This window comes from Spirosoma utsteinense (assembly GCF_014282275.1).
Lineage (GTDB): Bacteria > Bacteroidota > Bacteroidia > Cytophagales > Spirosomataceae > Spirosoma > Spirosoma utsteinense.
Window position 1 is genome coordinate 1 of sequence record NZ_VFIA01000046.1, and the last position, 25,680, is coordinate 25,680.

The 25,680-nt window shown below is 49.8% G+C and carries 17 protein-coding genes and 1 pseudogene; 11 read left to right on the forward strand and 7 right to left on the reverse strand.

Going from position 1 to position 25,680, the window contains the following annotated elements:
• The first annotated feature begins 142 nt into the window (after positions 1–142).
• From FH603_RS23915 to FH603_RS23930, 4 genes and pseudogenes are all read left to right on the forward strand, one after another.
• A complete protein-coding gene (locus FH603_RS23915) occupies positions 143–448 on the forward strand; it encodes a winged helix-turn-helix domain-containing protein (protein ID WP_186740974.1) in 306 nt (101 codons plus the stop codon).
• 146 nt (positions 449–594) lie between these two features.
• Positions 595–1,005: a transposase gene (locus tag FH603_RS23920; protein WP_186740976.1), complete on the forward strand. Its 411-nt coding sequence runs from the start codon at positions 595–597 to the stop codon at positions 1,003–1,005.
• 179 nt (positions 1,006–1,184) lie between these two features.
• Positions 1,185–1,706 (forward strand): helix-turn-helix domain-containing protein, encoded by a 522-nt coding sequence (locus tag FH603_RS23925; protein ID WP_186740978.1) that lies wholly within the window; start codon positions 1,185–1,187, stop codon positions 1,704–1,706.
• Between the two features lie 26 nt (positions 1,707–1,732).
• Positions 1,733–2,251: pseudogene (locus FH603_RS23930) on the forward strand (IS630 family transposase); the annotation flags it as partial.
• Positions 2,252–3,658: 1,407 nt separating this feature from the next.
• Here the strand turns inward: FH603_RS23930 and FH603_RS23935 are convergent.
• Positions 3,659–4,342: an IS3 family transposase gene (locus FH603_RS23935; protein WP_342355225.1), complete on the reverse strand. Its 684-nt coding sequence runs from the start codon at positions 4,340–4,342 to the stop codon at positions 3,659–3,661.
• Between the two features lie 179 nt (positions 4,343–4,521).
• Positions 4,522–4,854, reverse strand: a complete 333-nt coding sequence (locus tag FH603_RS23940; RefSeq protein WP_186740984.1) for a transposase — start codon at positions 4,852–4,854, stop codon at positions 4,522–4,524.
• 667 nt (positions 4,855–5,521) lie between these two features.
• On the opposite strand from FH603_RS23940, the gene FH603_RS23945 reads away from it, so the two are divergent.
• The 3 genes from FH603_RS23945 to FH603_RS23955 all read left to right on the forward strand — a co-directional run bounded on the left by FH603_RS23945 (position 5,522) and on the right by FH603_RS23955 (position 9,170).
• The gene (locus FH603_RS23945; RefSeq protein ID WP_186740986.1) at positions 5,522–6,289 is read left to right on the forward strand and encodes a hypothetical protein; all 768 of its coding nucleotides are present in this window, start codon (positions 5,522–5,524) and stop codon (positions 6,287–6,289) included.
• A gap of 879 nt (positions 6,290–7,168) precedes the next feature.
• Positions 7,169–7,894: a hypothetical protein gene (locus FH603_RS23950; protein ID WP_186740988.1), complete on the forward strand. Its 726-nt coding sequence runs from the start codon at positions 7,169–7,171 to the stop codon at positions 7,892–7,894.
• A 1,099-nt stretch (positions 7,895–8,993) separates the two neighbouring features.
• Complete coding sequence (locus FH603_RS23955; RefSeq protein ID WP_186740990.1) at positions 8,994–9,170, forward strand: hypothetical protein; 177 nt, start codon at positions 8,994–8,996, stop codon at positions 9,168–9,170.
• A gap of 402 nt (positions 9,171–9,572) precedes the next feature.
• Here the strand turns inward: FH603_RS23955 and FH603_RS23960 are convergent, their stop codons facing one another.
• The 4 genes from FH603_RS23960 to FH603_RS23975 form a co-directional block, all read right to left on the reverse strand.
• The gene (locus FH603_RS23960; protein WP_186740992.1) at positions 9,573–10,019 is read right to left on the reverse strand and encodes a DUF5618 family protein; all 447 of its coding nucleotides are present in this window, start codon (positions 10,017–10,019) and stop codon (positions 9,573–9,575) included.
• A gap of 414 nt (positions 10,020–10,433) precedes the next feature.
• Positions 10,434–10,601 carry a helix-turn-helix domain-containing protein gene (locus FH603_RS23965; RefSeq protein ID WP_186740994.1) on the reverse strand — a complete coding sequence of 56 codons (168 nt, stop codon included), beginning with the start codon at positions 10,599–10,601 and terminating at the stop codon, positions 10,434–10,436.
• A 19-nt stretch (positions 10,602–10,620) separates the two neighbouring features.
• Entirely contained in the window at positions 10,621–11,307 is a 687-nt protein-coding gene (locus FH603_RS23970) for an IS630 family transposase (protein WP_186741020.1), read from the reverse strand.
• On the reverse strand, positions 11,295–11,759 hold the full coding sequence (locus tag FH603_RS23975) for a helix-turn-helix domain-containing protein (protein ID WP_186740996.1): 465 nt from the start codon (positions 11,757–11,759) through the stop codon (positions 11,295–11,297). The genes FH603_RS23970 and FH603_RS23975 overlap by 13 nt, the downstream gene beginning before the upstream one ends.
• 514 nt (positions 11,760–12,273) lie before the next feature.
• On the opposite strand from FH603_RS23975, the gene FH603_RS23980 reads away from it, so the two are divergent.
• Positions 12,274–15,015 (forward strand): PQQ-dependent sugar dehydrogenase, encoded by a 2,742-nt coding sequence (locus tag FH603_RS23980; protein WP_186740998.1) that lies wholly within the window; start codon positions 12,274–12,276, stop codon positions 15,013–15,015.
• A gap of 502 nt (positions 15,016–15,517) precedes the next feature.
• On the opposite strand, the gene FH603_RS23985 is transcribed toward FH603_RS23980, so the two are convergent.
• Positions 15,518–19,549, reverse strand: a complete 4,032-nt coding sequence (locus tag FH603_RS23985) for a two-component regulator propeller domain-containing protein (RefSeq protein ID WP_186741000.1) — start codon at positions 19,547–19,549, stop codon at positions 15,518–15,520.
• A gap of 244 nt (positions 19,550–19,793) precedes the next feature.
• Between FH603_RS23985 and FH603_RS23990 the strand changes: the two genes are divergently transcribed.
• Genes FH603_RS23990 through FH603_RS24000 form a run of 3 tightly spaced genes read left to right on the forward strand, consistent with a single transcriptional unit; the run spans position 19,794 to position 25,667 of the window.
• Positions 19,794–23,009 (forward strand): SusC/RagA family TonB-linked outer membrane protein, encoded by a 3,216-nt coding sequence (locus FH603_RS23990; RefSeq protein ID WP_342355224.1) that lies wholly within the window; start codon positions 19,794–19,796, stop codon positions 23,007–23,009.
• A 13-nt stretch (positions 23,010–23,022) separates the two neighbouring features.
• A complete protein-coding gene (locus tag FH603_RS23995) occupies positions 23,023–24,909 on the forward strand; it encodes a RagB/SusD family nutrient uptake outer membrane protein (RefSeq protein ID WP_186741002.1) in 1,887 nt (628 codons plus the stop codon).
• Between the two features lie 32 nt (positions 24,910–24,941).
• Positions 24,942–25,667: a DUF3823 domain-containing protein gene (locus FH603_RS24000; protein ID WP_186741004.1), complete on the forward strand. Its 726-nt coding sequence runs from the start codon at positions 24,942–24,944 to the stop codon at positions 25,665–25,667.
• The last annotated feature ends 13 nt before the right edge of the window (positions 25,668–25,680 follow it).

Genomic DNA, 25,680 nt, shown 5'->3' on the forward strand with positions numbered 1-25,680 from the left:
CTGCCCACTGGTAGTCGGTCAGTGGTTGCCACTGTTTGGTCATTACTTTGTTTCTTGGTCGATACAAAGTTGACTCGGCTACCAGTCCTTATCAATTCCCCAACAAGCTCTTAAGAAATTCCGAGAGCAAGGACTGACAGCCTTGCAGGAAGGTAAACGAACAGGAGCACCAACTCGTTTATCGGCAGAACAGCTTAGCCAACTGGTAACTGAACTCCATAAAGGAGCCGAACATCATGGTTTTAGCGGGGCCGTCTGGACGCGCCCTCGTGTCAATGAAGTGGTTAAAGAGCTCTTTGGTATCAGTTATGATCCTTCCCAAATAGGTCGTATTTTAAAGAAGGTAGGATGGAGTCGACAGAAACCACAGCGGAAAGCCAGCCAGCAAAACCTTCAGGCCGTTGCTCAATGGCGAGAAGAGCGCTTGCCCGCACTCAAAAAAAGCTAACGATGAAGGACGAGTCATTTTATACTTGGACGAGTCAGCGTGCTATTTACTGCCTTTACTAGGGCATACGTGGGCACATTGTGGACAGACCCCGGTACTAGTCGAGCAAGCAGGCCGTGCTCATTTGAGCGGCCCGCCGCAGCGGTTTGATTGCCGCCATTGCTCCTAACGGCCGGATTTATGTAGCGGGCCAAGATCAGTCCTTCACCAGTGAAGACATCGTGTGGTTCCTTAAAAAACTGTGCGGGCGTTATCGGAAACGGGATATGATTGTCATTTGGGATGGAGCAGCGATCCATCGCAGTGAAGTGGTAAAAGCTTTTTTGAAAGAGCGTCCCGGACGGATTCACTTGGAACGTTTACCAGCCTATAGCCCCCAACTCAATCCAGTGGAGTTGGTCTGGAGCCAGTTGAAGCGTAGTTTAAAGAACCAAGTTTTTGCCGATCTGGAAGACCTTACGATAGCGGTAATGGATCGAGTCAAATGCTTGGAAAGAGATCCAAAGCTAGTCCAAGCCTTCTTCAGCAAAAAAGAAATTGCCTTCATGACGGACTAATGCACGGGTCAATAAAGAAAGTTTAAACCTCGTATACAGCTTAGGGAAAAGTCTCTAACAAGATGTGAGATTTGTAATTTGTGGGTTTATGGTCTTAGGTCGGCTGACACTCCAAACTAGTGTGTTCTAAGTACATTCAAAAAAGACTTGTCGGATATCAGATTGACTTATCTTTGAGTATGCGAGCACTCCGAATAGACAACCTACCCCCGTCGGCTCATCAGGAGTTAGTGGAGTTGTATCAAGCCACTAAACTCCCACGTATCCGTACTCGAGCCCAAATGATTTTGCTTTCAGCCGAGCAAGCCTTAAAAGCCCCCCAGATCGCACTCATTGTTCGCGAAAGTGAACGCACTATCCAACGCTGGCTCAAACGCTATCAAGCCGAAGGCATCAATGGCCTTCAGGATGCGCCCAAATCGGGCAAGCCTTCCAAAGTTAGCCTCTCTTATCGCCAACAACTACTCAGTAGTGTACGCCAACGACCTCGTAATTTAGGCCTGGAGTTTTCGCTGTGGACCCTGGCTCGCCTGGCTGATTACTTAGCCGAGCAAACGGGTGTACGCCTATCCCAGGAAGGTGTTCGTCTTCAACTTAAAGCGATGGAGATTGTCCTATCCCGGCCTCAACACAAGATCAGTAGTCCCGACCCGGACTACTTGGTAAAAAAAAGGAGGTTGAAAACAAGAGAGACCAGTTAGAGGCCGATGCGGCCTTTTACTACGCCGATGAGTTTAATGTGAGTTGGCAACCCACCCTGAAAGCCATGTGGAGTCCCGTGGGTCAGCAAGTAATGATTCCCACACCGGGACAAACCAATAAACGCTTTGGTATCGGGGCGGTCAATTATCATACGGGGGAAACGGTGGTGATCCTTCGCAAACGCAAACGACGCGAGCAAATCGCGGAGCTACTCACTCAATTACTGGTGAAGCATCCGACTCAGACGGTGTACGTGGCTTGGGACAATGCGGATACCCATAGTGGTGGAGAAGTAGAGGCTATAATGCGAGCAGCTGCTGGTCGATTAGTCCTACTCTACTTACCGACCTACAGTCCCTGGCTTAATCCTATTGAGATGTTGTGGCGCCACTGGCGACGAGAAGTGACACATTGTGAACTCTTCGAATTCATCAAAAACCTAATAGAAGCGACTAACAACTTCTTTACCCGCTATAATCAAGTACCCGAAAAAGTGCTGTCAATCATTGGAGCGACCCGGCAAGTCTTTTTTGAATGTACTTAGTTAGAATTCTTCTTTATTATGGCATGAATGACACAAAGTCCGGCCAATATTTACATACCAGAGTATAGCACAACTAACGGCCTCTCTCAGAGAGGTAATTACATTCTGACGGATCAGGGTAGACAAACTGGCGATATGGTCTGCCTCAATAACTCGCTTCCGCCTCTTTCTGGGCCCGCAGTGCTGACAGTTGAACAACTCTTTCACAAAAACGGCCCGTTTCCAGCTCAGAGCCGTGATATTGATAGCCGGATTTCGTAGACGTTTGACCGCAATCTAGTCTAACTATATACGTAGCTAAGCTACTATTGGAGGGGGAATAAGGACGGTCATTTTAAGACGGAATGATCAATCAGCCAATTGTGAACGCCCCTAAGCGCTACGAACTCACCTTATTCAACTGTAAGCCGTCAACACGTTTACATCACCCTCAATTACAAATATTAGCTCCCCGTCGGCGATTACGCCAGAGAATTGGAAAACTTGCTTAACACCCAATACAATTTACATGGCCAGATTACCCGAATCCGATTCAATATAATCTTTATCAACACGCAGCAGATCACACGGAAGCGTCCCGCCTAGAACCACCGGATTGATAATTATCTAGCCACTTCTCCCCGCTAGGCGGCCTAAGTTCTTGAAAAACATCAACACACCCGGCAGTAGCCAGATCTTACCAATGTGCGTTGGCCTTAAACTGCCTGGTTGAGCGTGCACCAAGACCGGCATCAACGCTGCCGCTACCGGTGCTTCTGATTAACGCTGATAACCCTTGAATAAGCCGACGAGGGCGGGGGGCGGTCCGAATTATCTGGCTTTCACACGCCACCGAAGTGCGGGAAGGGTTCTGCACAGCAAGCCAACCTGGTAAGCAACAACAGCAGGCGCCTGTGGGTAGACCACCAGTGCCTTGCTTTTAACTAGGGTCAACCGGTCTCACTGGCCTGCCTAGGTGGCTGGGGTACTTGGGTGTTTTTAATGACATGCGTTGCTCAAAAGGGTATCATAGGGGCCGGAAACGGCCCCTATCCCATTGCCTCCTTTTTTTGTTTTATACTTACCGTAGCTTCTAGCCTCTGCCTAGTACACCCAGTTATTTATGCTGGGACAGGGGTTGGTAAGAGCCTCGTAAGTAAGTCAACGCCACCAGGGCCTGGCTACCCCATGTCGAGCGCCCCTAGTTGGTTAAAACACTTCGAAAATAAGCCCAAGCGGGGGTGGTAAGTGGGTATGTATACAGGGTGCTTGTCGCTTACTGGCTACCGACGTACACTTGGGCGTTTATTTAAGCTGTTTTTCGTAACTATTACGCTCCATAAACGGATTCGGTAGGTAGGTAGTAAGTACCTGGTTTATCAAGTTAAAAAAGCCTTATGGACTTGCAACACTATACTGGAGATTTTTTCAAGCAGCCATTGGAGTAGTGTAAAAATAAGATTCCTGTTGAGCAGGAGTTCGGTAATTCAAGCTTGAATGTTTCCGCCGACGATTGTACCAGCCCTCAATATACTCGAAGGTGGCCAACCGGGCTGCGGCCCGCGTCGGAAAGTTAGCATGGTTAACCAATTCGCTTTTGAATGTTTTGAAAAAGCTCTCAGCTACTGCATTATCCCAGCAGTTGCCTTTACGGCTCATGCTCTGTACGACGGGCAAGGCCTTTAGATGCCCCCGAAATTCAGTGCAGGCATACTGGACACCACGATCTGAATGAAATAGAAGTTCACCCTCTATACGCCTGTTTTTGAGAGCCATACGCCAAGCGGCTACGCTCGTATCCGCAGCTTTCAGGCCATCGCTCAATGCCCAGCCGATTACTTTTCGGTCTGCCAAATCCAGCACGGTTGTCAGGTATAACCAACCCTCACCGGTCGGAATGTAAGTAATATCGGACACCCACTTCTGACCTGGCTTATCGGCTGTGAACTCTCTGTTTAACAGGTTTTTAGCTACCGGATAATCATGAGATGAGTCGGTCGTCTGAACACGATACTTCTTGTACATGATGCTGCGGATGGCCGCATTGTGCATCAATCGGGCCACCCGATTACGTGATGTTTTCACGCCCCGCTCCCGCAATTCATCAGCGATCCGGGGACTACCTTACCGCGACTCGCTCTGGGCATGTACCTGTCGAATATCGTCCAGCAACTGAGCTTGTTTTAGTTGCCTGATGCCAACCGGATGCTTGCGCCAATAATAGTACCCACTGCTGCTCACCTTCAGCACCTTACACATCTTCTCAACGGGAAACTGATTGGCATGTTCCGCTATAAATCGGAATATTTCCCACGGTCCGCCGCGCGGTCTCCCCTGGAGAAGATGCCGACTGCCTTTTTTAGTATATCGCGCTCAAGCTGAGCGTCTTTCAGCTCTTTCTGGAGTCGTTTGATCAGCTTCTGATCCTCGCTCAGCTCGGGGGGCGCAGTTGGAGATCGATCAGGGTTTTTGTGGCTTTGTCGCCATTTGGTGATCCGGCTCGAATCAATACCGAGTTCACGGGCGGCTTCCTGCACGGAGCCTTTGGCGTGGGATAACTCAACGGCCATTCGTTTGAATGCCTGGTCAAATACACACGGTCCGCCGCGCGGTCTTTTCTTCATGAGTACTTTTGGGTTTGTTCCCAAATGTGCCTAAAATCCGTCTCCAGTCAAATGTAGCAAGTCCACAGGGTAACTGCCCAGGGCCGTGCGTAGGCCCAGTCAAAGCGTTTTAATTCCTCGTTGGTGCATACGCTCGGGTATATCAACGCCAGCCTAAAAAGGCACGTGGCCGATTCGCCAATCGGCACCAGTTGATTCAACTCGAAGCTATAATGGCCTAATCAGGCCCTGCGGGGCCCACACGATAAAACCGGCTACGATAGCCCAAATTAAGGCCCCATGTTTGGGCAGGATTTAGGGCCGCCCCTCCACCAAGTTTACTCGTCGGCCAATACACAGCCTAGCCTCGAACCTCTATGCACAGTCTCGTTCATCAACAAGCACCGCCTTAAGGGCACCCCCTGCCCCTAAGCCTTGGGAAAGCTGATCACTCCCCCTGGCTTTTAACAGCTCACCAGCGACCTGCTCCGGGGGACAGTACCCCTGTGCCCGGGCCCCGGAGCAGGGATTTTTTTGCCCCACCCCCTGTACTGTTGGCTTCTAAAGTGACTATTTTTTAAACGCTGTTCAAATGTTCACCCTTAGTACATTGTACCCATGTATACCTGTACAGGTGAGGGGCCATTCTCAAAGCGATTCATTGACCAAATGCCCAACCCAACTAATCATGACCAAACCCCACGACCCCCAGTCGATCGGCCAGCTAAGCCAGCCCCTTGCCGCTCACGCTCAACGCGCTGGCCAGACGCCACCTGCCCAATCAGCTTACGCAGACAACTATGGTAAATTCGTCCGACAGGGTGCCACCTACACCCACGTCATTCGCTTCGCCCACACCCCTAAGACAACCCTCATTGGCTACAGCCGGCCCCGGGGCGGGCGGGAAAAAGAGGATAAGGTAGTTTTGTTGCAGGACATCATTCGCCGCCTGCTGGCCAGCCCCAAAGCCTACCTCTCAGCGGGGGGCTGCATCGAGTTTTACAACAACCTCTCGGATGATGACCGCGAGTCGATCTGGATCTTTACCCTGCACCAGAGCCGGGCTGAACCCAGCCACTATGCCAGCCAGCTACCCTGGCTGATGACCTACCTGGAGGGCCTTTACAAACCCCGACAGGACACCTACGTGCAGGGCCTCTTTACGCCCGCTGCCGGAGGCCAGTCCGTCTACGCCCCACCGAGTGGGCTAAGCCCGACCGACCCAGCGACCCCGGTGGATGTGCGCGCCCCGAACCTGCCCCTGGGGGCTAACCATAAATCGCCCGGCGTCGCGAATCAACTGTCCGAAACCAGGCGCTTCAAGGACCGCCTGGATCTGGATGATTACCTGAAGCCATTTTTGATGGCCGCTATCATCCCCCCCGGGGAAATTGAAGGCTACCGCTGGAAAGTCATCCGCAACCAGCACTTGCCCGATTCCTACATCCGCCACTGAGTGAAGGCATGCATCGATGCCGGGCCTCCGGTAGAGCCGGTCCCGGAAAAAAAGGATTTTTTCTCCGGGACCGGCTCTACCGGAGGCCGCATTCCGCCGGGTCGGTCCCCACCCTCCCTGGCCGCTGGAGCACCGCTGTTGTTAAACCAGCCCCTGCCCGGTTGCTTCCGCCCCTAGGGGTTAGCTTACTGCCCGATGAAGGGGTTGGGAAGGCCCCGTTGAGGAGGTAGCTGGATCGGTTGAAACACGCCAACCAACCGATCCAGCTACTTCGTTAATACGACTTATTGGGTGCTATGCTAGGAGCCCTAGTCCATCGGTAGACAGGTGCCAGCTTGACTCGATGATTAGAGGAAGAACAGGCAGGTTGGTAGTTAGATTCCGATGACGTATATTGCCTACCGTTAGTATAGTTGTTTTGTTACTTATCCTTTAAACTTATACTCATTAACCAGCCTGTGAATTGGACCTTTAGTGACCAGCCCGGCTCATAGTCCGGCTCACGTAGGCACACGCCTGGTTTATGCATCTTCCCCGGTTACCCGTTGTCAGACCTGGTCCTAAGGAAGCGGACTCGCTATCGATACATCGGGAAGGTTAGTGAGTAGAGACCGTTTACCGAGTACGTAACGGCCGACAGGGAGCCGACGATATAGCTAAAACAGGCTCCAGGCGCTGAAAATCGCCGTTTTGACCGTTGCCAACGGTGGAAACGTTGCTGACTGTTGGCGACCGTTCGCAACGTTCCCACCGTTGGCAACGGTCAAAACGGCGGTGTAGGGGTACTAGTTATTCCAAAGGCATTTCAATGGGATAGACCCTGTGTTCTCCCGTGGTATAGTATGAATGTAGAATCAACTTATAAACAGTCATCAACCGATGAAGAATAATAATTTTCCTACCAAGAAGACTTGCCCCGCGTGTGGCGAAGAGTTTGAGACCCTCAACAAAAGGCAATTGTATTGCATCGGTGACAAATGCAAAAATGCCTATCACACCCGCAAGAACAAAGAGGAGAAAGAACGAGTGGCCCGGACGATGGACGAGCTAACCGCTGAATTGAACCAGCATAAGGCGCGCCCCCACACCCCGCCCCCACCACCGGGAACGATCACCAAACAATGGCAAATCCTGGATCAGCCCTACCAGACCCTATTGCTTGAATACGGGCAAAAAGAACAGGAAAAAGAAGAAATCGATCGCCAGATCCGGCAATTAACCGGGCCGGGACCGGGTTTACTATGGGGGGTGGGGATCGGTATTTTTCTGGCCCTGATCCCGATCAGCTTGTATTATGAGGCTCGCCGTCGCAAGGGGTTGGGGATGACGTTTTGGGTGATCTCCCTGGGGGGTTTAGGGCTGATGGGCGCTTCAGGCGGGGTCCTCGGCGGGTGGGTAAGAAACTCGCTGAGGACCGAAGCCGAGGAACAGCAATTAGCCGACCAGCTCGACAAGCAACAGGCCAAAAGGGCTGAAATAAGCCAGTGGCTCCAGTCGGCCGAACAACGGCTGGCTACCTTAGCCAGCGCACGGGATAAGGTAGCTAAATACGGTCCACCGAGTACTACCCCCCCGGATGAAGAAGCCTGGGCTAAGCCCTCATAAAACCCCATACTCCGTTTTATAACGGAGAAATAGGATGTTTCATAGGGGGTGTTTCCCTGCCCATCCCCAAGGGTGTATTGCGGAGATGCTGGCTCTGATTTAACACCGGTGATGAGGTGGTATTTTACCCCGGTTGAGCATGACGTTGACTCAACTTACGTCCAACCATTTTCAACGTATCAACTATCGCGCCGGCGAAACCGCTACCCAGATTGGTCTCATAGCCACGCAGGCCGTTAGTTATTGCCCAATCAGCCGAATGCCCGCTGACAAGGTCCATAGTTTCTACCAACGTATGCTACCCAGCATGCCCATTAACGAAAGACCCTGTACCTTCAGCGGCAAACGTTCTCCTGTCGCCGTGACGACGACCCCCGTAAACTTTTCGCCCGGAACACACCCGTCTGCTTCTGTTACTGTACCCGTCACTTAAATCGAGCCGGGCCATCGTTGCTGAGCATCGCCTTGCAACGATGGCTCGATCGGCGGCCCTACGGTGAAAGCTAATTGGCCAGTCTGTGATCCACTCAACCTGGTTGCGTATTAGCCGTAAAGCTCCTCTTCAGTATCAGGCCAGCTCCACTCGCCTGGGGTGGATGATTTTGCCCTTAGAAAGGGGAGACGATACGGCACCGCACTTGGCTAGACTGGCAAAGGCTCAGATGGTTAGCCGCTGCCATGGAAAATTGGCCGGGCCGCCCTTTAGGTTCGTGGGGAAGTGAGAGTTCAAGATTTGATGATTTACCCACCAGTATCGGGGAGAGCTTTCGTACGGGACCCCAGCGGTTTCACTCTATGCTCGGGACGGTCCGCTGTCGCGGTCAGATCCCGCCGGGTTTTCTTGCCCTAGTCCCAACGGGGTAGCCCGAGCCATGAAAATTCGGGCATCAAGACCCATTAGTAAGGGTTTGAGAAACTAGGTACGTTATAATCCCCAGGTCAAATTTCAACTCCGGGCGACTCCTACGCCTTATGGCCATTTACTTCTCCATTGGCATTGCTAAAGCTACGGCACCGGCCGGCCGATGCTGCCGTCTTCGATGGAGAAACCGGGGTGTTAACAGCCCAGTCTGACAACTCGGAAGTAAACATTAAGGCTATGCTTACACTCATTAACGCCTTACCTGGTTTCACCATTGCCCACACCATCGGTTATAAGAAGCAGACGAGAATCTATACCATTCACCGACCAAACCAGCTTTTCTCTGTGGCCAGAAAACAGTTTACGGATCAAAAAGCGGCAGGGCACCCTGTGGCGTGGTTTACAACGCGGTAAAACAGATGCTATTGATGCTATTCGTATTGCTTGGTACGCCCGCTACCTCATTTTGCTTTCGAAATAAGCTGTGCTGGTGGCTACCACCACGGCCCCTATTCTACCCCAGTCAGTGGTGGCCGAGATTAAATCAGAATCAGTCTATTTCGAGAAACCCCATACAGCCTGTAGGTATCAAAAAAGTTGGTAACCATCCCGCTGTCCGATGGTTTGATAATGCTCAATATTCTAAAAGTCACTTGGTATTCATTTTGTTGCTAGTACGAATAGTTCTGAATTTTCTTCTTTGTAGAATCAATAACAGTTGTTGCCTCCTGTACCGGAAACGTACCCCCGGCTGTATAAATACCATTTTTGGATCATACCCGTCCCTTGACTGAGGGTACGCCGTTCACCTATTTACTAAATTTCAGACGAGTTGCGAATGCAGATTAGAATTTCATAAGCGGTCGCTAAACCTCTGGCCATTAGCAATTTGGATGGATTGCCATGATAGTAACCAGATAGATATAATTCTCCGTACGCGGCATTGAGTAGCCCGTGTAATTGTTGATTATATTCGGCCACTCTTTTTCGGTAATCTTCGATGCTCTTCGGTCTTTTGACTATAGCGGTCTGTCTGGCTTTCAAATAGCTGTCAATGGCCACCAGTATTGCATTGAAAGCTATTCGGGCAGCCATCTTTACATATCTAACCCGAGCATACTCACCATCTTTTTCGCCTGCTTTTAGGAGAAGTATCTGTTGAGCCTGAATAAGGTGATAGGTTGCCCGTTGCTCATGTTGACTGATATCCAGACTCTTGTCGATAGTAGGGTGTTTCCTATTCATGGTGAATTGGCTGGTCATCAACTGTTGCCGTTTTTTTAACCATCTATCCTATGTTAGTCTAAGTTATACTATTAATCACAATACTTAAGCTGGTCACAGTCGAACGATGGTATTCGAAAAGAGGAAGGCTGGCCCTTATTGGACTACTACTGATTACAGTACTGCTATCACTGGGGGTTTTCGAACGGCTCAAACGATAAAGAACTTTACCCTCAATGCTGACTGTTGATAAAGTATCAATACGGGGTGGAAGCTTCGTAATGGTGTGGATAGATACCTAAAGCCCCGGCCAACTTGACCAGGGCTTTTATGTGTCTTACCTTGAAAAGTATCGGAGGTTTAATTGAACGATAGTAGTTTATGTGGGAACTGATTAGGAGCGGGCAGCAAGTACGTCTACCCCCTTACCTTGTCCGGGCAATTGGGGCGCTTCTAAACAAGTTGACTACCAAATTCAGTAGGTGTCATTTGGTAGTGCTCCCTATAGCAGTGACCAAAATAAGTTAAACTATCGAACCCTACTAGATAAGCCGTTTCGGTTACCGTTCGCCCGGCTCGCAATAACTCACCGGCCCTACGCAGACGATACAGGCGAATCAATAACTAGTACTCTTCCAATTTAATTCTTACATGGATTCAGCTTGTTATCTGGGTTAACCTGCTCATACCACCGTTTGAGTTTAGTTTCAGCCCTAGCCACTGTAAAACTCCAATGCACTCTCACTGCTTGTTCGTTACGGTTAATGGTCCATAACTCGACTTGGCGAGCCAGTTCATTTAAACTACCAATACGCCGATTTAAACTTTGGCGCGCCAAGGCCGAAAACTCGATCTCCGCCATATTTAGCCAAGAGCCGTGTTTGGGTGTAAAATGAAACGCCAGTTTACGGCTCAGTAACCGGGCTTGTGAAATAGGTAAATGCTCATAAAAAGAGCCGTATTTATGAGTGTTCAAATTATCCTGAATCAAATCAATCCGCTCAATATCAGCATAATGTGTTGATATCACTTCGTACATAAACTCGGCATAATCCGCTTTTGTACGCTGCTCACGCACCTGAGTAAAGCGTTGGCCTGTGTCTAAATCGTAAGCCAACAAGACTGCGCACATTCCTTTTCTGACATATTCATTGTCCTCTTTAGCCGGTTTGCCCGGTTTAGTAGGCAAGGCCGCTATTACATCATCAAGTAACTGACAAGGACGCTCATCGAAGCAGATACGGCCCCTGCCAACGATGGGTTGCTGGTTATAAACGGAGAGAACATTCTCCATTTTGGCTAAATACTCTCCATCTACCTGCCCGATGCACCATTGTTTTTTAAGCCAGGGCTTGAGCTTACTTTTTTTAAAGCTAACCGCACCGACTCGTCGTCAATGTGGATGTCAAGTTTGACTAACCGCTCATTAATCAGGGCCGCTGTCCAGCGAGTACGGCCATCAGGGGCCACACTACAAGCCAGTTGGGTGATCTGAGCTTCCACCTGCTGAGTAACCTTGCGGGGCTGACCCGGCCGGGCTTTCTCACTAATAGCCCGTTCCAGTCCATTTTCTCGGTAGCGTTTTCGTAGGTTATAAACCGTAGCAATGCTGATGCCCAATAAGTTACTAATCTGCTCGGGATGCTGGCCTTGATGTGAAAACTGCAAGGCTCTGACCCGGTTCAGCTTACGAACTGACTCTTTCCCTTTACTGACGAGATTGTTTAGTGTTGTCTGGTCGGCTTCCGACAGGACGAACGGGGTAGCGATTTGGCCCATGCCACAAAGCTAGCTAATTTACTCTAACCTCTATTTTGGAAGAGTACTAGTATGGAAGAGCACCCATTAGAAAGGTATGGCTGTTTTTATAGGTTATTATTTGGGGACAGTAGGTTCGACTTGAATAGCAGCCGGTACGCTGGTGCAGGCCAATCGTTCGCGACATCGGAGTTGAAGCTAGTGAATAGAAAGGTTAGATCCGTCCAGCCTTTGATAATACCACGTATGTGTCTGAATCGGAGGATTTTGTAAACGTCACTTATGAATGATCGAAGCCAACCACTTTATTTTTAAATTGTAGAGGGGTTCAAACATAAAAAGTGTTGACATTGAATGGAATAATACGGAGTATAGAAGAGATATCGTAACTGTTGAACTGTTTTAATAATTGGCAATGCCATAGCCGACGACCACGCCAATCCAATTTTTCGAAAGTCATCTGATAATGGATGGCTTCGGCTGGTTTCTTGCCTATCAAACTGCTTAAATCAATTAACTCAACCCAAGCTCAACTATGAATCATTTCTTTCAAACGCTTTCGTCTGGTAGAGCAATCGCTCTGCTCGTTTTACTGGTCCTGCTTCAACGGCAACTCGTTGGGGCGCAAACCTTCCCGGCCAATTTTGCCGGCGTCCAGGTAGCCACTGGCCTTGATCCAGTGGGTATAGCTATTGCCCCGGATGGTCGCGTCTTTCTGGCGGAGAAAAATGGTAAAGTGAGAATCGTTAAAAATGGTACGTTGCTGGCTGCGCCATTTTTAAGCATTCCCAATGTCGATAATTTCAACGAGCGGGGATTGCTGAAGGTGGTACTTGATCCTGATTTCGGTACCAATAACTTTCTCTACGCCTATTATACCTTCAAAGCAGCCGGCAGTTCGGTGAGTAACAACCGGGTAAGCCGTTTTACCGCTACGGGCGATGTCGCGCTGGGTGGTAGTGAGCGCGTGTTAATTGATATTGATCCATTAGGTACGGTTGGCTACCACAACGGTGGGGGCTTAGCCATTAAAGAGGGAAAGCTGTTTATCTCAGTCGGGGAAAATACGGTTGCCCAAAACGCACAATCATTCACGACGCTGAAAGGGAAAATCCTTCGCATTAATTTAGATGGCAGCATTCCGACCGATAATCCCTTCTATACAACGGCTACAGGCGTCAACCGGGCAATCTGGGCATTGGGACTCCGTAACCCATTTCGGATAGCCTTGCAACCCGGCTCGGGTAAACTGTTCATCAACGATGTAGGCAACAGCAGTTGGGAAGAAATCAATGAAGGTATGGCCGGAAAAAATTACGGCTGGCCGGGCATCGAAGGCGTGCGAACTACGCAAACGCCACCCACGAACTACCAGGACCCCTTCTATGCCTATGACCATAGCCAGGGTTGCTCCATCACGGCTGGCGCGTTTTACAATCCTACTACCGCCAAGTTTCCGAGTGCCTACGTTGGGAAATATTTCTTTGGTGATTATTGCAACGGCTGGATTAAGACGATTGATCCGTCTACGAAAGCGGTTACCAATTTTGCATCGGGTATTAATCGACCCTTGGATGTGGCCGTCAACGCGGAGGGAACGCTCTATTTTATTGCCAGGGGCGGTATTGCCGGGGGGTCCGATGCGGCCAACACGTCGAGTACCAATGGTGTTCTTTGGCGCGTTGATTACACGGGAAACGGGTTGCCGGCAATTGCGGTGCAGCCGACCAGCAAAACGGTCTCGGTGGGGCAGTCGGTTACCTTTACCACCGTTGCTTCTGGAAATCCGACGCCCACCTATCAATGGCAGCGAAATGGAGTTTCTATTTCAGGAGCCACTTCACCAACCTATACGCTATCCAGTCCAGCCTTGGCTGATAATGGGACTAAATACAAGGTGATTGTCAGTAATGCAGCCGGAAGTGCCACCAGTAGTGAAGCAACGCTACTGGTCATTACCAATCAATTACCGGTTGCCACGATTATTACGCCCGCAACGGGTGTGCGGTATGCAGGAGGCGATGTCATTTCGTTTTCCGGGACGGGTACCGACGGGGAGGACGGCAATTTGCCCGCCAGTGCTTTTACTTGGAAAGTTGATCTGTATCATTTTGATTCTCCGGCTCATGCACACCCTGCCATGGAACCCACGAGTGGCATTACCACGGGCCGTTTTACCATACCCACCCAGATGGAAACGTCGGCCAACGTCGTGTTCCGGCTATTTCTGACGGTAACGGATTCAAAAGGGGCTACCACTACCGTATCCCGGGATGTGGTTCCCATTACTTCGACTGTTACGTTAGCCACTAGCCCTGCTGGCTTAGTCCTGAAACTGGACGGTAGTTCACGAACAGCGCCCTACTCCTTTACGGGTGTGAGTCGTATCGTTCGAAGTGTGGAAGCGGTCTCTCCGCAAACCGTAGGCGGTGTTACCTACACATTTTCTTCCTGGTCAAACGGGGGTGGGCAAACTCAGAACCTGTCAACGCCCGGGGTCAATTCGACGCTGACCGCCAACTTTGTTCCCTCCCCGACTGGCGGCACCGGCATTGTAGCGGGTGGTGTTTATGAGCTTGAAGCTCAACATGTCCTGGGCCATCGACTGGATGTGCGGGGCCTGAGTACCGCCGATCAAGCGATTGTCGAACTCTACCGAAGCAACGGGGGACCTAATCAGCGATGGAAGTTCATCGCCAAAGGAAGCGGTCTTTATGAACTTGAGCCTCAGCATGCCCCAGGAAAACGCCTGGATGTAGCTGGCCGAAGTGCCAGTGATAATAGCAAAGTACAAACCTATACCAGTAATGGGGGCAGTAATCAGGTTTGGAAATTGATTGATCTGGGTAGCAACATCTATGGGTTAGAACCTCAGTGTGCTATTGGCAACCGCCTTGATATTGGCCTGGTAGACGGCGTGACTAGGGCCGTCAGTAAAATCGCTAGCGCGAGTGTTAGTCAGCGCTGGAAGTTAATTGCGATCTCGTCTCCCCGACTGGGAGCCGATGTCGTGTTAGAATCGGTTGAATTACTGTCGGCAGCTCCTAATCCGGTAACGAGCGAGACGACCATCCATTTTCAGCTACCCGCCAAAAGTCAGCAGGCAACTATCCAGCTTCATGACGTACAAGGACAACTGGTGCGCCTGATCGAGGTGTCGACGAACACCAAAGGAATCGTTTTGATTAATCGTAAGGGATTGGCAACTGGCTTATACCACTACAGTTTAGTGATTGATGGAGCCATCGTAGCCACAAAGCGGTTGGTCATAAATTAATAGGGGAGGGGTAATTTTGTTTTATAGAATAGTACCAGGACGCTAACGCAATACGTATCATTTAACTCTGGAGGATGCATATTGCGTTAGCGTTCTCTGTGAAGTGTAGTTGATAGCCTTTAAAATTTGCGTGTCTTGTCCTCAAAATATCCGGACGATATGGTGAACGCTTTTATTAACGCTTAACATCAACTCAACACATTCATTGATAGTAAATTACGAGTTCAATAAACGTCATTGACTGACATTTTACTGGACTAAATCGGCCGATAGAAGTAAGAGAGGAGTCCGAATGAATAAACATGCACAACCTATAATAAAAAACTTTACGTAACCTATACTAAAAGTCCTACGAGGGGTTTTGAGCTATTTCTTGTTTGAATCAAGTTGACCAGTACTGTGATATGAAAATCACTTCATTCTAAATAGTTGCACCACTATTCATTGCCCGTGCTGAACCGATTAGCGCAGGCGGAAAAAGCCTACTAGTTCCAACTCTGACTTAGCTTGCCTTACTAGGTGTCATCCCATACTTCATTTTGAAGGCTCGACCGAAATAATTCGGGTCGCCAAAACCTACTTCGAAAGCGGTCTCGGCTACACTCAATCCGCTCTCAAGCAGTTGACGGGCCAAGTTCAGCCGGTAGTCATTCAGGTACTCTTTAGTGCTAAGACCTGTGAGAGTTTTGAGTTTTGTATGGAGTTGCGACCTGCTACAATTCATTAAATGCGCCAGCGAGTCGGAAGTAATGTCCTTATTTTTATAATGATGATTTACCAACGTCGAAAATCGCATTATAAACTCCTGCTCTTTATTGCGCCGGGGCAGTTTAGTCAGAAGTGAGTCACCAAAACCGTCCGCTAACTTCTTTTTCAGGAGCGATACCGATGTCAATTGGTTGCCGATTATCAGGTCCAGTTCTTTAAGGTTGAACGGCTTACTAATGTAGCCGTCAGCCCCGCTGTAGAGACCCTCAATGATGGTTTTATCATCTTTATCATTCAGCAGCAAAATGACCGGAATTGACTCAGTAAGTGGATTACTTTTTAGGGCTAGGCATAAATTTTTGTCCTCTTTATCACGGATGTCGCCGTCGCAAAGAATGATTTCGGGAAGCATATTTTCTGCTTTCTTCAGGGCTTCGCTAAACGTGTAGGCAATTCTAATGTGGTAGGTATCGTGGTAATGACGTTTCAGAAACTGGACCAGGTCATTGCTTCGATCAATAATTAGAATGGTCGGTTTGCCCGTCAACGATGTCCCGTCCAATAACTCCTTAACTACTATGTTTTCAGGCAGCAAACCGTCCGGTTCCGCTAAAACATGCACTCGTAAAAGGTCAGTTTTGGGTAACACGGCTGGGGCTTTACTTACCGGACTCTTACAGATCGGGAACCGGAGGGAAAGTCCCTGTCGAGTGCCTTCGTCTATAAACGATACAGTTCCCGACAGTAACTTCAGTAGACTGAAGGTTAATAATATACCAACACTCGAAGAATTATCCTGGCGGAATAATTCTTCATCATCTTCTGCTATCTGATATGTAGCTTCGATGCTCTTGAACAGGTCCGGCCGCCCTTCCAGTGAAAAGATTATGCTAAGTTCGTAATCTAATAGCTTCTCAATCCGTACGTCAATGGCCAGCTCATCTCCTTCTGTTGCTTCATTGGTGAGGAAAAATAAGACGTTACCAACTATCATTTCCACCTTACCGGCATCGAACGAAGCCATTAGATACGGGGGCGAAAAGGTGAGCCGCCTTCGAATATGCTTTGACTGAATAAACGGGTCGAAGCCCTGCACCGTTTCTTTTATAAAAGCAATAATATCTAAATCTGTCAGGCGAATTTCCTGAACGTCACTGCCGGTTTTACGCAGTGCCGTAATTTGGTCAATCAGTACGTGTAACCGCCTCGCATTTTTTTTGATGACACTGTAGTTTATTGCTGAATCAGCCCGCCAAGCCTGGTTAGACTGAATCAGCTCGTCGACCTCCGCCATAATTAGGGTAATCGGCGTTTTGAACTCGTTGGAAAGAAACGTGAAAAAATTTAGCTTCTGTTGATTCAACTCCTCGCTCTTTTCCCTCTCAACCCGCTCTATCTGAACGGCTACCTTCTGGCGGTTCAGATACGTAATGACCCGCCTATAGAGCACCAGCAATCCAACACCGAACAGCGCGTAAAGCAAGTAAGCCCAGTTCGTTCGCCAAAATGGTGGGTTCACAATGATGTGAAGAATACGTTCGGTTGGCGACAAATCACCGTTTGATTGAAATGACTTAACGTGAAACGTATAATTTCCGGGCGATAAATTCGTGTAGGTCTGCGCGTTTACGGTGGTTTTCGGTCCCCAAGTTTTTTCAAACCCTTCGAGGTAATACGTATAGTAATTGGTCTGTTTCGAGAAATAATTGATGGCTACAAAATCGAACGTAATGACATTTTGCGCGTAATCGAAGCGTAGTTCGTTTGTTTCGTCAAGGCAGTTGGTCAACATGAGTTTGCTATCGGCTTTGACTTCTTTGCTGAATAATTTGAGGTCGGTAAAATAAACGGGCGGGTCAAAAACTCGTTTCGCAATGTTGTCGGGGTTGAAATAACAAAGCCCATCTACACTTCCAAAATACAGATAACCCCGCCGATCCTTTAAAGCAGATCGAAAATTGAACTGGGTAGCCTGAAGCCCGTTGCTTTCATCGAACACTCGATACGTGTTCTGCTTTGGACTGAATGAGAGCAGACCGTTATTAGTCGAAAACCAATAGGTTCCATAATTGTCTTCCAGTGTTTCGTAAACGGTCTGGTTAGCCAAGTGCGCCTGCGTCGGGTGCCAGATAAACTTTTTTTGCCGGTAATTCCACTGGTATACACCTCCGTTCAGGCTGCCAAACCACATGTTATGGCCCGAATCTTCGAATATACTCATAATCTGATTACTCCGCAAAACAGGCGTGTTACTGGCATCGTAATGGGTCAGTTTATCGAGTTCAGGATCGTATCGGTATACGCCCGAAGGGGACGTAGCAATCCAAATCTGCCCCGACGTATCACCTAGTATGTCAATGATAAAAGGTTCTCCAAGCTCCTGGGGTTTAAAGAGCCGGAAGGTGCCCGTTTTCTCATCAAGGATATTCAGACCTCGGGTTGTGCCTACCCAAAGCTGACCGGCCTGGTCGCGATAGAGGGCATTTACATAATTGCTCGCCAGCGACGCCGGATCGTCCGGATTGTGCAGAAACACCCGCTTTTCCCCCGTTACCGGATCAACTCGGTTTAGCCCCCCCAAAAATGTACCTACCCAGGCCGCTCCCGACTTATCAATCGAGATAGCGTGTACATTATTATCACTCAAACCATTCGACCGGTTATGGTACGTATACCGACCCGTAATCCGGTTCTGAACACTAATACCCCCATCTTCGGTGCCCACCCAAAGCCGTTCCTGCCCATCTATGGTAATTTCACTGATGGCCTTACCCGCAATGGTTTGCCCGTCGGTGGCCGGGAAAAGATGTTCAAAAGAAACACCGACTGGTTTGGTATAATTAACACCCCCAAAATAGGTACCCAGCCAAACCATCCCATCCCGGCTGACGTAACTCGAATAAACGGCCCGGTCAGTCAGGCCGTAGGGAGAGGCTGTAAAAGATTTGTCAAAGGCACGGGCGGTCTGTCGTTGGCTGTCAACCATAATCACGCCCGACTCACCGCCAATCCAGACGTTTCCAGCATGGTCTTCTGTAATCGTGCGTACAACCCGTATTCGGTCCTTCACCAGCCGCCCAAACCATTCTAACGACCTGAAAACCATTAAATTTTCGTCTAATTGGAGCAAATCTGTTTCTGTACTCATCCAAACAGCCCCCCGCCTACTCTTAAGAAGTTTGTGATTGCGGTGTACATGTGATTTTTCAGGGTTGCCCCCAATCATTGCGAGCGTAACGATGGTTTCACCGGCTGCATTGATGAGACAAGGCGTATTATTCTGTAGAATCAGAAAAGAGCCTTTACGAAATTCATGAATACCGTGCGTAAACCGCCCCGGCAGGATATGCCGTATGGCCCCCTCTCGTTTCGGCAAAATGTAGAGTCCATCCCGGCTACCAATCCACAACTCGCCCGTTGACACTCGCTGAATGATTAATACGTTGACCGGATTTTTTGCTAGATAAACTGGCACAAACTCATCTGTGTCGAAGACGTAGCGAAATAGTCCGGTGGCGGTACCTACCCACAGTTCATGCCCGACGCTATAAACGCAATTGACTCTTGCCGCTTCAGCATTGGGGCTATAGGCATTTAGGTAGTAATTCTTGATGCGCTGACTATCGTAGCGGCTGACACCATCCCGCGTACCAAACCACACGAACCCTTTATGGTCCTGCGTGATGCTGAATACGCTGTTATGCGACAATCCTTGCTCTGAAGTAAGTGCATTAAAATGGAATTGCTGAGCATTGGATATCCGACAGTCGAAAAATAATAACTTGATAATCAGGGCGATGCACTTTATTTGAAATTTGTACTTCATAACTCAATTTACATTTTCGCTAATTCATCTATGTGTGTTTTTGTTCGCATAAATCATCAATATGCCCTAATGTAGGTCAAAAATTGTACGTATGTCTTACTTTTTTGCACAATAATAATGATTTGTGAACATTCAACTTCTTAAAATTGCAAAATCATTTCTTTGAATTATATCAAAACAATTAAGTTGATTCTGTATACCAGTTAGCTTCCTGACAGGATTTGTATTAGACACGGCAGAACACGTGGCTGCCATACGTCAGCTTTATTACCATTTACTCACCCAAACCCTGATTACGTTTATGGACAGGAAAAACGTTTACAAGACACCATTCGTCAGGTTCATCTGGCTGCTTTCGCTACTGACTTTAACCGAAACAGCTGTGCTGGCTCAACAGCAAACGGTTAACGGAAAAATTTCGGGCGATAAAGGAGAGCCACTACCCGGCGCAACAGTAGTAATAAAGGGCACGACGCTTGGTACGACCACAAACGGCGATGGTAATTACACGTTAAACGTGCCCCAAAGCAACGCAGGCGGCACATTAGTTGCATCATTTATTGGCTATGTTTCCAAAGAGGTGACCATTGGCAATCAATCAATTATCAATATTGATATTGTGCCCGATGCCACGGGCCTGCAGGAGGTTATCGTTGTCGGTTATGGTACTCAAAAGAAGGAATCGCTGACGGGCGCCATTTCAGCCGTGACGGCCAAAGACATTGGGCGGGTCCATTCGGCTACCGTGTCGGGTTTGTTGGCCGGTAAGATTCCCGGCGTGCAGTTTCGCCAGCCCGACGGAAGACCAGGGGCAGCCGCTAACATTCAGATTCGCAACATGGGCGGCAATCCTCTGTTCATTATCGATGGCGTACCCAAAGACAAGTCGCAGTTTGACAATATATCGCCCAACGACGTCGAGACGATCACCGTACTCAAAGATGCGTCGGCCTCGATTTATGGGTCACGAGCGGCCAACGGCGTTATCATCGTTACGACCAAACGGGGAACCGTTGGCCAAAAAAGTACGATCAATCTGGACGCCTACTACGGGTTTCAAAACTGGACCCGGTTCCCCAAAGTCATTAATGCCTACGAATGGAACCTCGGCAAGGCCGAAGCGGAAATCAATCGGAACGGCACAACCGGGTACACGCAGGCGGAACTCGATAAATACAAAGCCGGAACCGAATTTGGCTACCAGAATTTCGATTGGTACAACTTCATTGTCAAGCCTAATTCCCCCCAGTCGAACATCAATCTAAGCGCCAGTGGTGGTTCGGACCGAATCAATTATTATATCTCGGCCACCCGGCTCGATCAAAACTCTGTGCTGGGTCGTGATTTTCTCTTTAACCGCTCCAACATTCAATCAAACATTGATGTCCGGATATCGGAAAAAATCAAGGTCGGTCTTACGATCAGCGGGCGGCAGGAAACCCGCAAAAACCCCGGTGTGCCGGGCGGTGACGATTACGAGGCCCCCAAATTCGCCATACTACGCAACCGCCCTGGTGAGCGGCCCTACGCCAACGATAATCCCGCCTACATCAACACCATCAGCAACCCAGCCTCGAACTGGGGCTATCTGAATTACCAGCGGTCCGGTTATCTTACGGAAGTCTATAGCTCCATTACGCCCCAGTTTACGGGTGAATATCAGACACCCATTAAAGGATTGCTAGTTAAGGGACTGTATTCGTATATGCTGCGGGATGCCCAGCGTGAAGTATTTGAGTACACATATGACACGTATACATATAACCCGACGACACAGGCATATAACCGGACGGGCGGCAGCCAGAACCCTTACCGCCAACGGGTCAATAACAAAATCGACGAAACTGTCGGGCAGATTCAGCTTGCCTATACAAATACGTTTGGCAAGCATACTATCAATGCCCTCGCTCTGCGGGAGCAGCTTGAACGGCGGGAACGTAACGTTGAGGCCCGATCCGTGCCGAAGACCAATTCCCTGCCCGTGCAGCAGTTTGCCGATTTCGTAGCCTACAACGATATCGATTTTACCCAGGCGCGGGTTGGCTACGTAGGCCGGGTCAATTATGGATACGCCGATAAATACTTTATTGAAGTAGCGGCCCGCCGGGATGCTTCCTGGAAATTTGCTCCCAGCAAGCGGTGGGGAACATTTCCGTCGGCCTCGGCCGCCTGGCGCATTTCGGAAGAACCCTTTTTTAAATCGTTTACAGGTGATGGTCGGATGTTAAGCGATCTCAAAATCCGGGCTTCGTATGGTGAGTTAGGGGACGACAATGTGCGGCCTAACAATGTTGACCTCGATCCGTTTGCCTACAATCCGGGCTATTCCTACAACTCGGGCACGGGCATCATGGGGGGGACGGCAACAACAGCGGCCCGAGACCGGGGTATTGCGTTTGACCGCATCTCCTGGCTAACGGCTAAAGTGATGGATATTGGGCTGGACTTCGCGCTCCTGAACAACAAACTCACAGGTACATTAGATTATTTCCGTCGCAATCGGGACGGGCTGCCGACGGTAAAGAGCGACGTGTTCGTGCCGAGTGAGTTAGGCTATGCGCTTCCCCAGGAAAATCTGGAACGCGACGCCGTGATCGGTGGTGAAGGCTCGTTGGTCTATAACGGCAATGTTCGGGGTGTGCGGTTCACGATCGGCGGCAATATCTCTTACGCCCGCAATAAGTTTATCCGCCCTTATAATCCGCGCTATGGCAATTCATTACTGCAATACCGGGAGTCGCGTGAGAACCGCTGGAGCAATATCTTCTGGGGCTACGAGGTGGCTGGTCAGTTTCAGTCACAGGATGAAATCAATGCCTACTCAGTTAACAACGACGGCCAGGGCAACCGGACAATGCTACCCGGCGACCTGATTTACAAAGATGCCAACGGTGACGGTATCATTAACGACCGGGACGAACGGCCCATTGGCTACGGTATCAGCTCTACACCCGTCTTGTCGGGCGGAATAAATATTACGATGGCTTACAAAGGCTTCGACTTTGCGACCGATTTTTCGGCGGGATCGATGCTGGCTATTAACCGGCGTTTTGAGCAGCGTAATGCCTTCCAGAATACGGGTAATGTGCCGCGTTTCCTGTTTGACGACCGCTGGCACCGCGCCGATCCGCTCAACGCCGACAGCCCCTGGATAGCGGGCACTAACATCCCTCTGCGTTATAACGATGGCGGCCACAGCAATTTGAACCGGGATTCAAGCTGGTGGATGCTCAACATCAAATTCCTCCGCAACCGTACAATGGAGTTGGGCTATACGCTCCCTAATGCCCTGACAACGCGATTTAAGGTTCAGAAGCTACGGGTGTTCGTCAATACCTACAATCTGTTCTCGATCGACAACGCCCGCCCCTACGGAATTGACCCCGAAGTGCAGGACGAGAACGGGCTGCAATACCCGCAGACGAAGCTGCTGAATTTTGGACTGAACTTGAGCTTCTAACAGTAACCCAGACATGAAAAAAACTATTTTATCACTCATAACGGTCCTCTTTTTCACAGCGGGTTGTAACGACGAGAAGTTTTTAGACGTAAAATCGACCAATATTCTGCTGCTGAATGAGGTCTACAGCGATCCCCGTTTGGTGCTATCGGTTGTTACAGACCTGTATAACCGGATTCCTGACCTGGTCGAACCCGCCAACTTTGGTATCTACGCCAGCTTCGACGAAGCATTTGCCTCCGGTGATTACGGCCGGCATCAGAACCGCGAATACGACTATGTATTCCCCGGTACAGGTACCCCCGAAACAACGTATTGGGATTACGGCTATATCCGGGAAATTAACCTCTTCATTGAGCGTGTGAATGCTGCTACTGTATTAACGCCGGCCGACAAAGCTCTTTTTGCGGCTGAAGGCCGGTACCTCCGGGCTAACGTGTACTTCGAACTGGTAAAGCGGGTAGGTGGGGTGCCGCTCATCACCGAATCGCTCGCGTACGATTACAGTGGCGACGCAAGCTACCTCCGCAAGCCCCGTGCGAAAGAGTCCGAGGTGTATGACTTCGTCATCAGCGAACTGGAGGCTATCAAGGCCATTCTGCCCAAAACGCCCGTCGAAAAATCACGCGCAACCTATGGTCTGGCAGTAGCCACCAAAGCAAGAGCCGCGCTGTATGCCGGATCTATTGCCAAATACGGCGCTACCACACCGACCGTATCCCTGCCCAACGGCGAAATTGGCATCCCCGCAGCCAGAGCTACTGAATACTACCAGACGGCTTTAGCGGCCGCTCAGGAGTTGATCAGCTCCGGGCAATATTCGCTCTATCAGAAAAGTGCCGATCTGTCGACCAACTTCGCCAACATTTTCCTGGACAAGGGTAACAATACAGAGGTCATTTTTGTAGAAGACTACAAGCTGAGAAGTGCTAAAATACACGGATTTGCCTTGGATAATCAGCCCCGCGCCATTACGGAAGAGGGCGAGCGCGGAGGGCGGTTGAACCCATCGCTGAACCTCGTACAGTCGTTCGAGAAGTTAGACAACACGTTTGCGCCGTTAGCCATTAACACGGGAACAGCCACGAACTACATCTATTACGAGAAGCCCGAAGATTTGTTTGCCGGTCGTGATGCCCGGCTACGGGGTACGGTGTTAGTGCCGGGTGCCACGTTTAAAGACCGACCCATCGACATCTGGGCCGGGCTGTTGCTGAGTAACGGCAGCACGCTGTCGGGCGATCAGTTGGGTCAACTGAAGACCGTCAACGGTGCTTCCGTGCAGGCAGTTGGCCTGTCGGGACCCATTGAAGGGTACGACGGGTCGGCCCAGAGTGGTTTTTACATGCGCAAGTACAACGATCCGGTACCCGGGTCGGGCCAAATCGGGACGCAGAGCGAAGTTTGGAACGTGCGCTACCGCTACGCAGAAGTCCTGCTCAATGCCGCCGAAGCTGCTTTCGAGTTAGGCCAAACCGCAATAGCGGCTACGCTCATGAACCAGGTGCGGAGCCGGGCCGGGCTGATTGTGCCCTTGACGGCCGGCCAAATTACCTTCGACAGGATCGTGCATGAACGAAAAGTAGAATTGTCGTTCGAGAATCACCTGCTCTGGGATATGAAGCGGTGGCGGCTGGCCCACGTCGTTTGGGATGGAAGCAGTTCCGACCTGACCACACAACCCGGAAAAGCAACCGAACCCAGTACGCGGGTGTATAGCCTGTGGCCTTACAAAGTTTACAATCCGGGTGGGGCCAACGACGGCAAGTGGGTGTTCCGCAAGGTGCTGTCGAGCCGGGTAACGCAGAGCCATTTGTTCCGGCTGGGCAACTATTACTCCCGCATCAGCGACGCCATTATCAATAACAACCCGCTGATTACCAGAAATCCCAACCAATAATCAGGCGGTTCACCACCAAAGACCTTACGGTAATGAAGTATTCATATTTAGTAGCAATCGCATTCGTAGCCGGATTGACTTCCTGCGAGAAAGATAATTTTGACGCGCCCAAATCGGTGTTCGAAGGCCGGATGGTGTATAAAGGAGAGCCGCTGCTGGTTCAGAGTGCCAACACGGGCAGCAACTCGGACTTTCCGGTGTTTTTTGAACTTTGGCAGCAAGCCTACGACAACCGTAGTTCGATCCGGGTGCCCATAAAACAGGATGGTTCATTCAAGGCCCTGCTCTTCGACGGGGAGTATAAGTTGACGGTTCCCAATGGCCAGGGCCCGTTCCTATGGAAGAAAACCGCTGCCGGTGCGCCGGATAGTCTGGCCGTTACAATACGGGGGAGTCAGATGCTGGATCTGGAAGTGACGCCTTATTACATGGTCAGAACCCCTCAGTTCACCGTAGCGGGCCGGAAAGTGTCGGGCAGTATAACGCTCGAAAAAGTGATCACCGACGCTGTCAACGGCAAGACGGTGGAGCGCGTGTCGCTGTACGTGAACAAAACACAGTTTGTCGATGCGGGCAATGCCATCACTACCGCTAATTTGGCTGGACCGGCCATTACAGACCTCAACAGCGTCAGTTTAACAACGGCTGACATTGGGACTATCACGCCATCGCAGGGCTATGTGTTCGTGCGGATCGGCCTGAAAATAACGGGCGTCGAAGACATGATTTACACACCCATTCAGAAGGTCAGTTTGTGATCAACGATAAGTA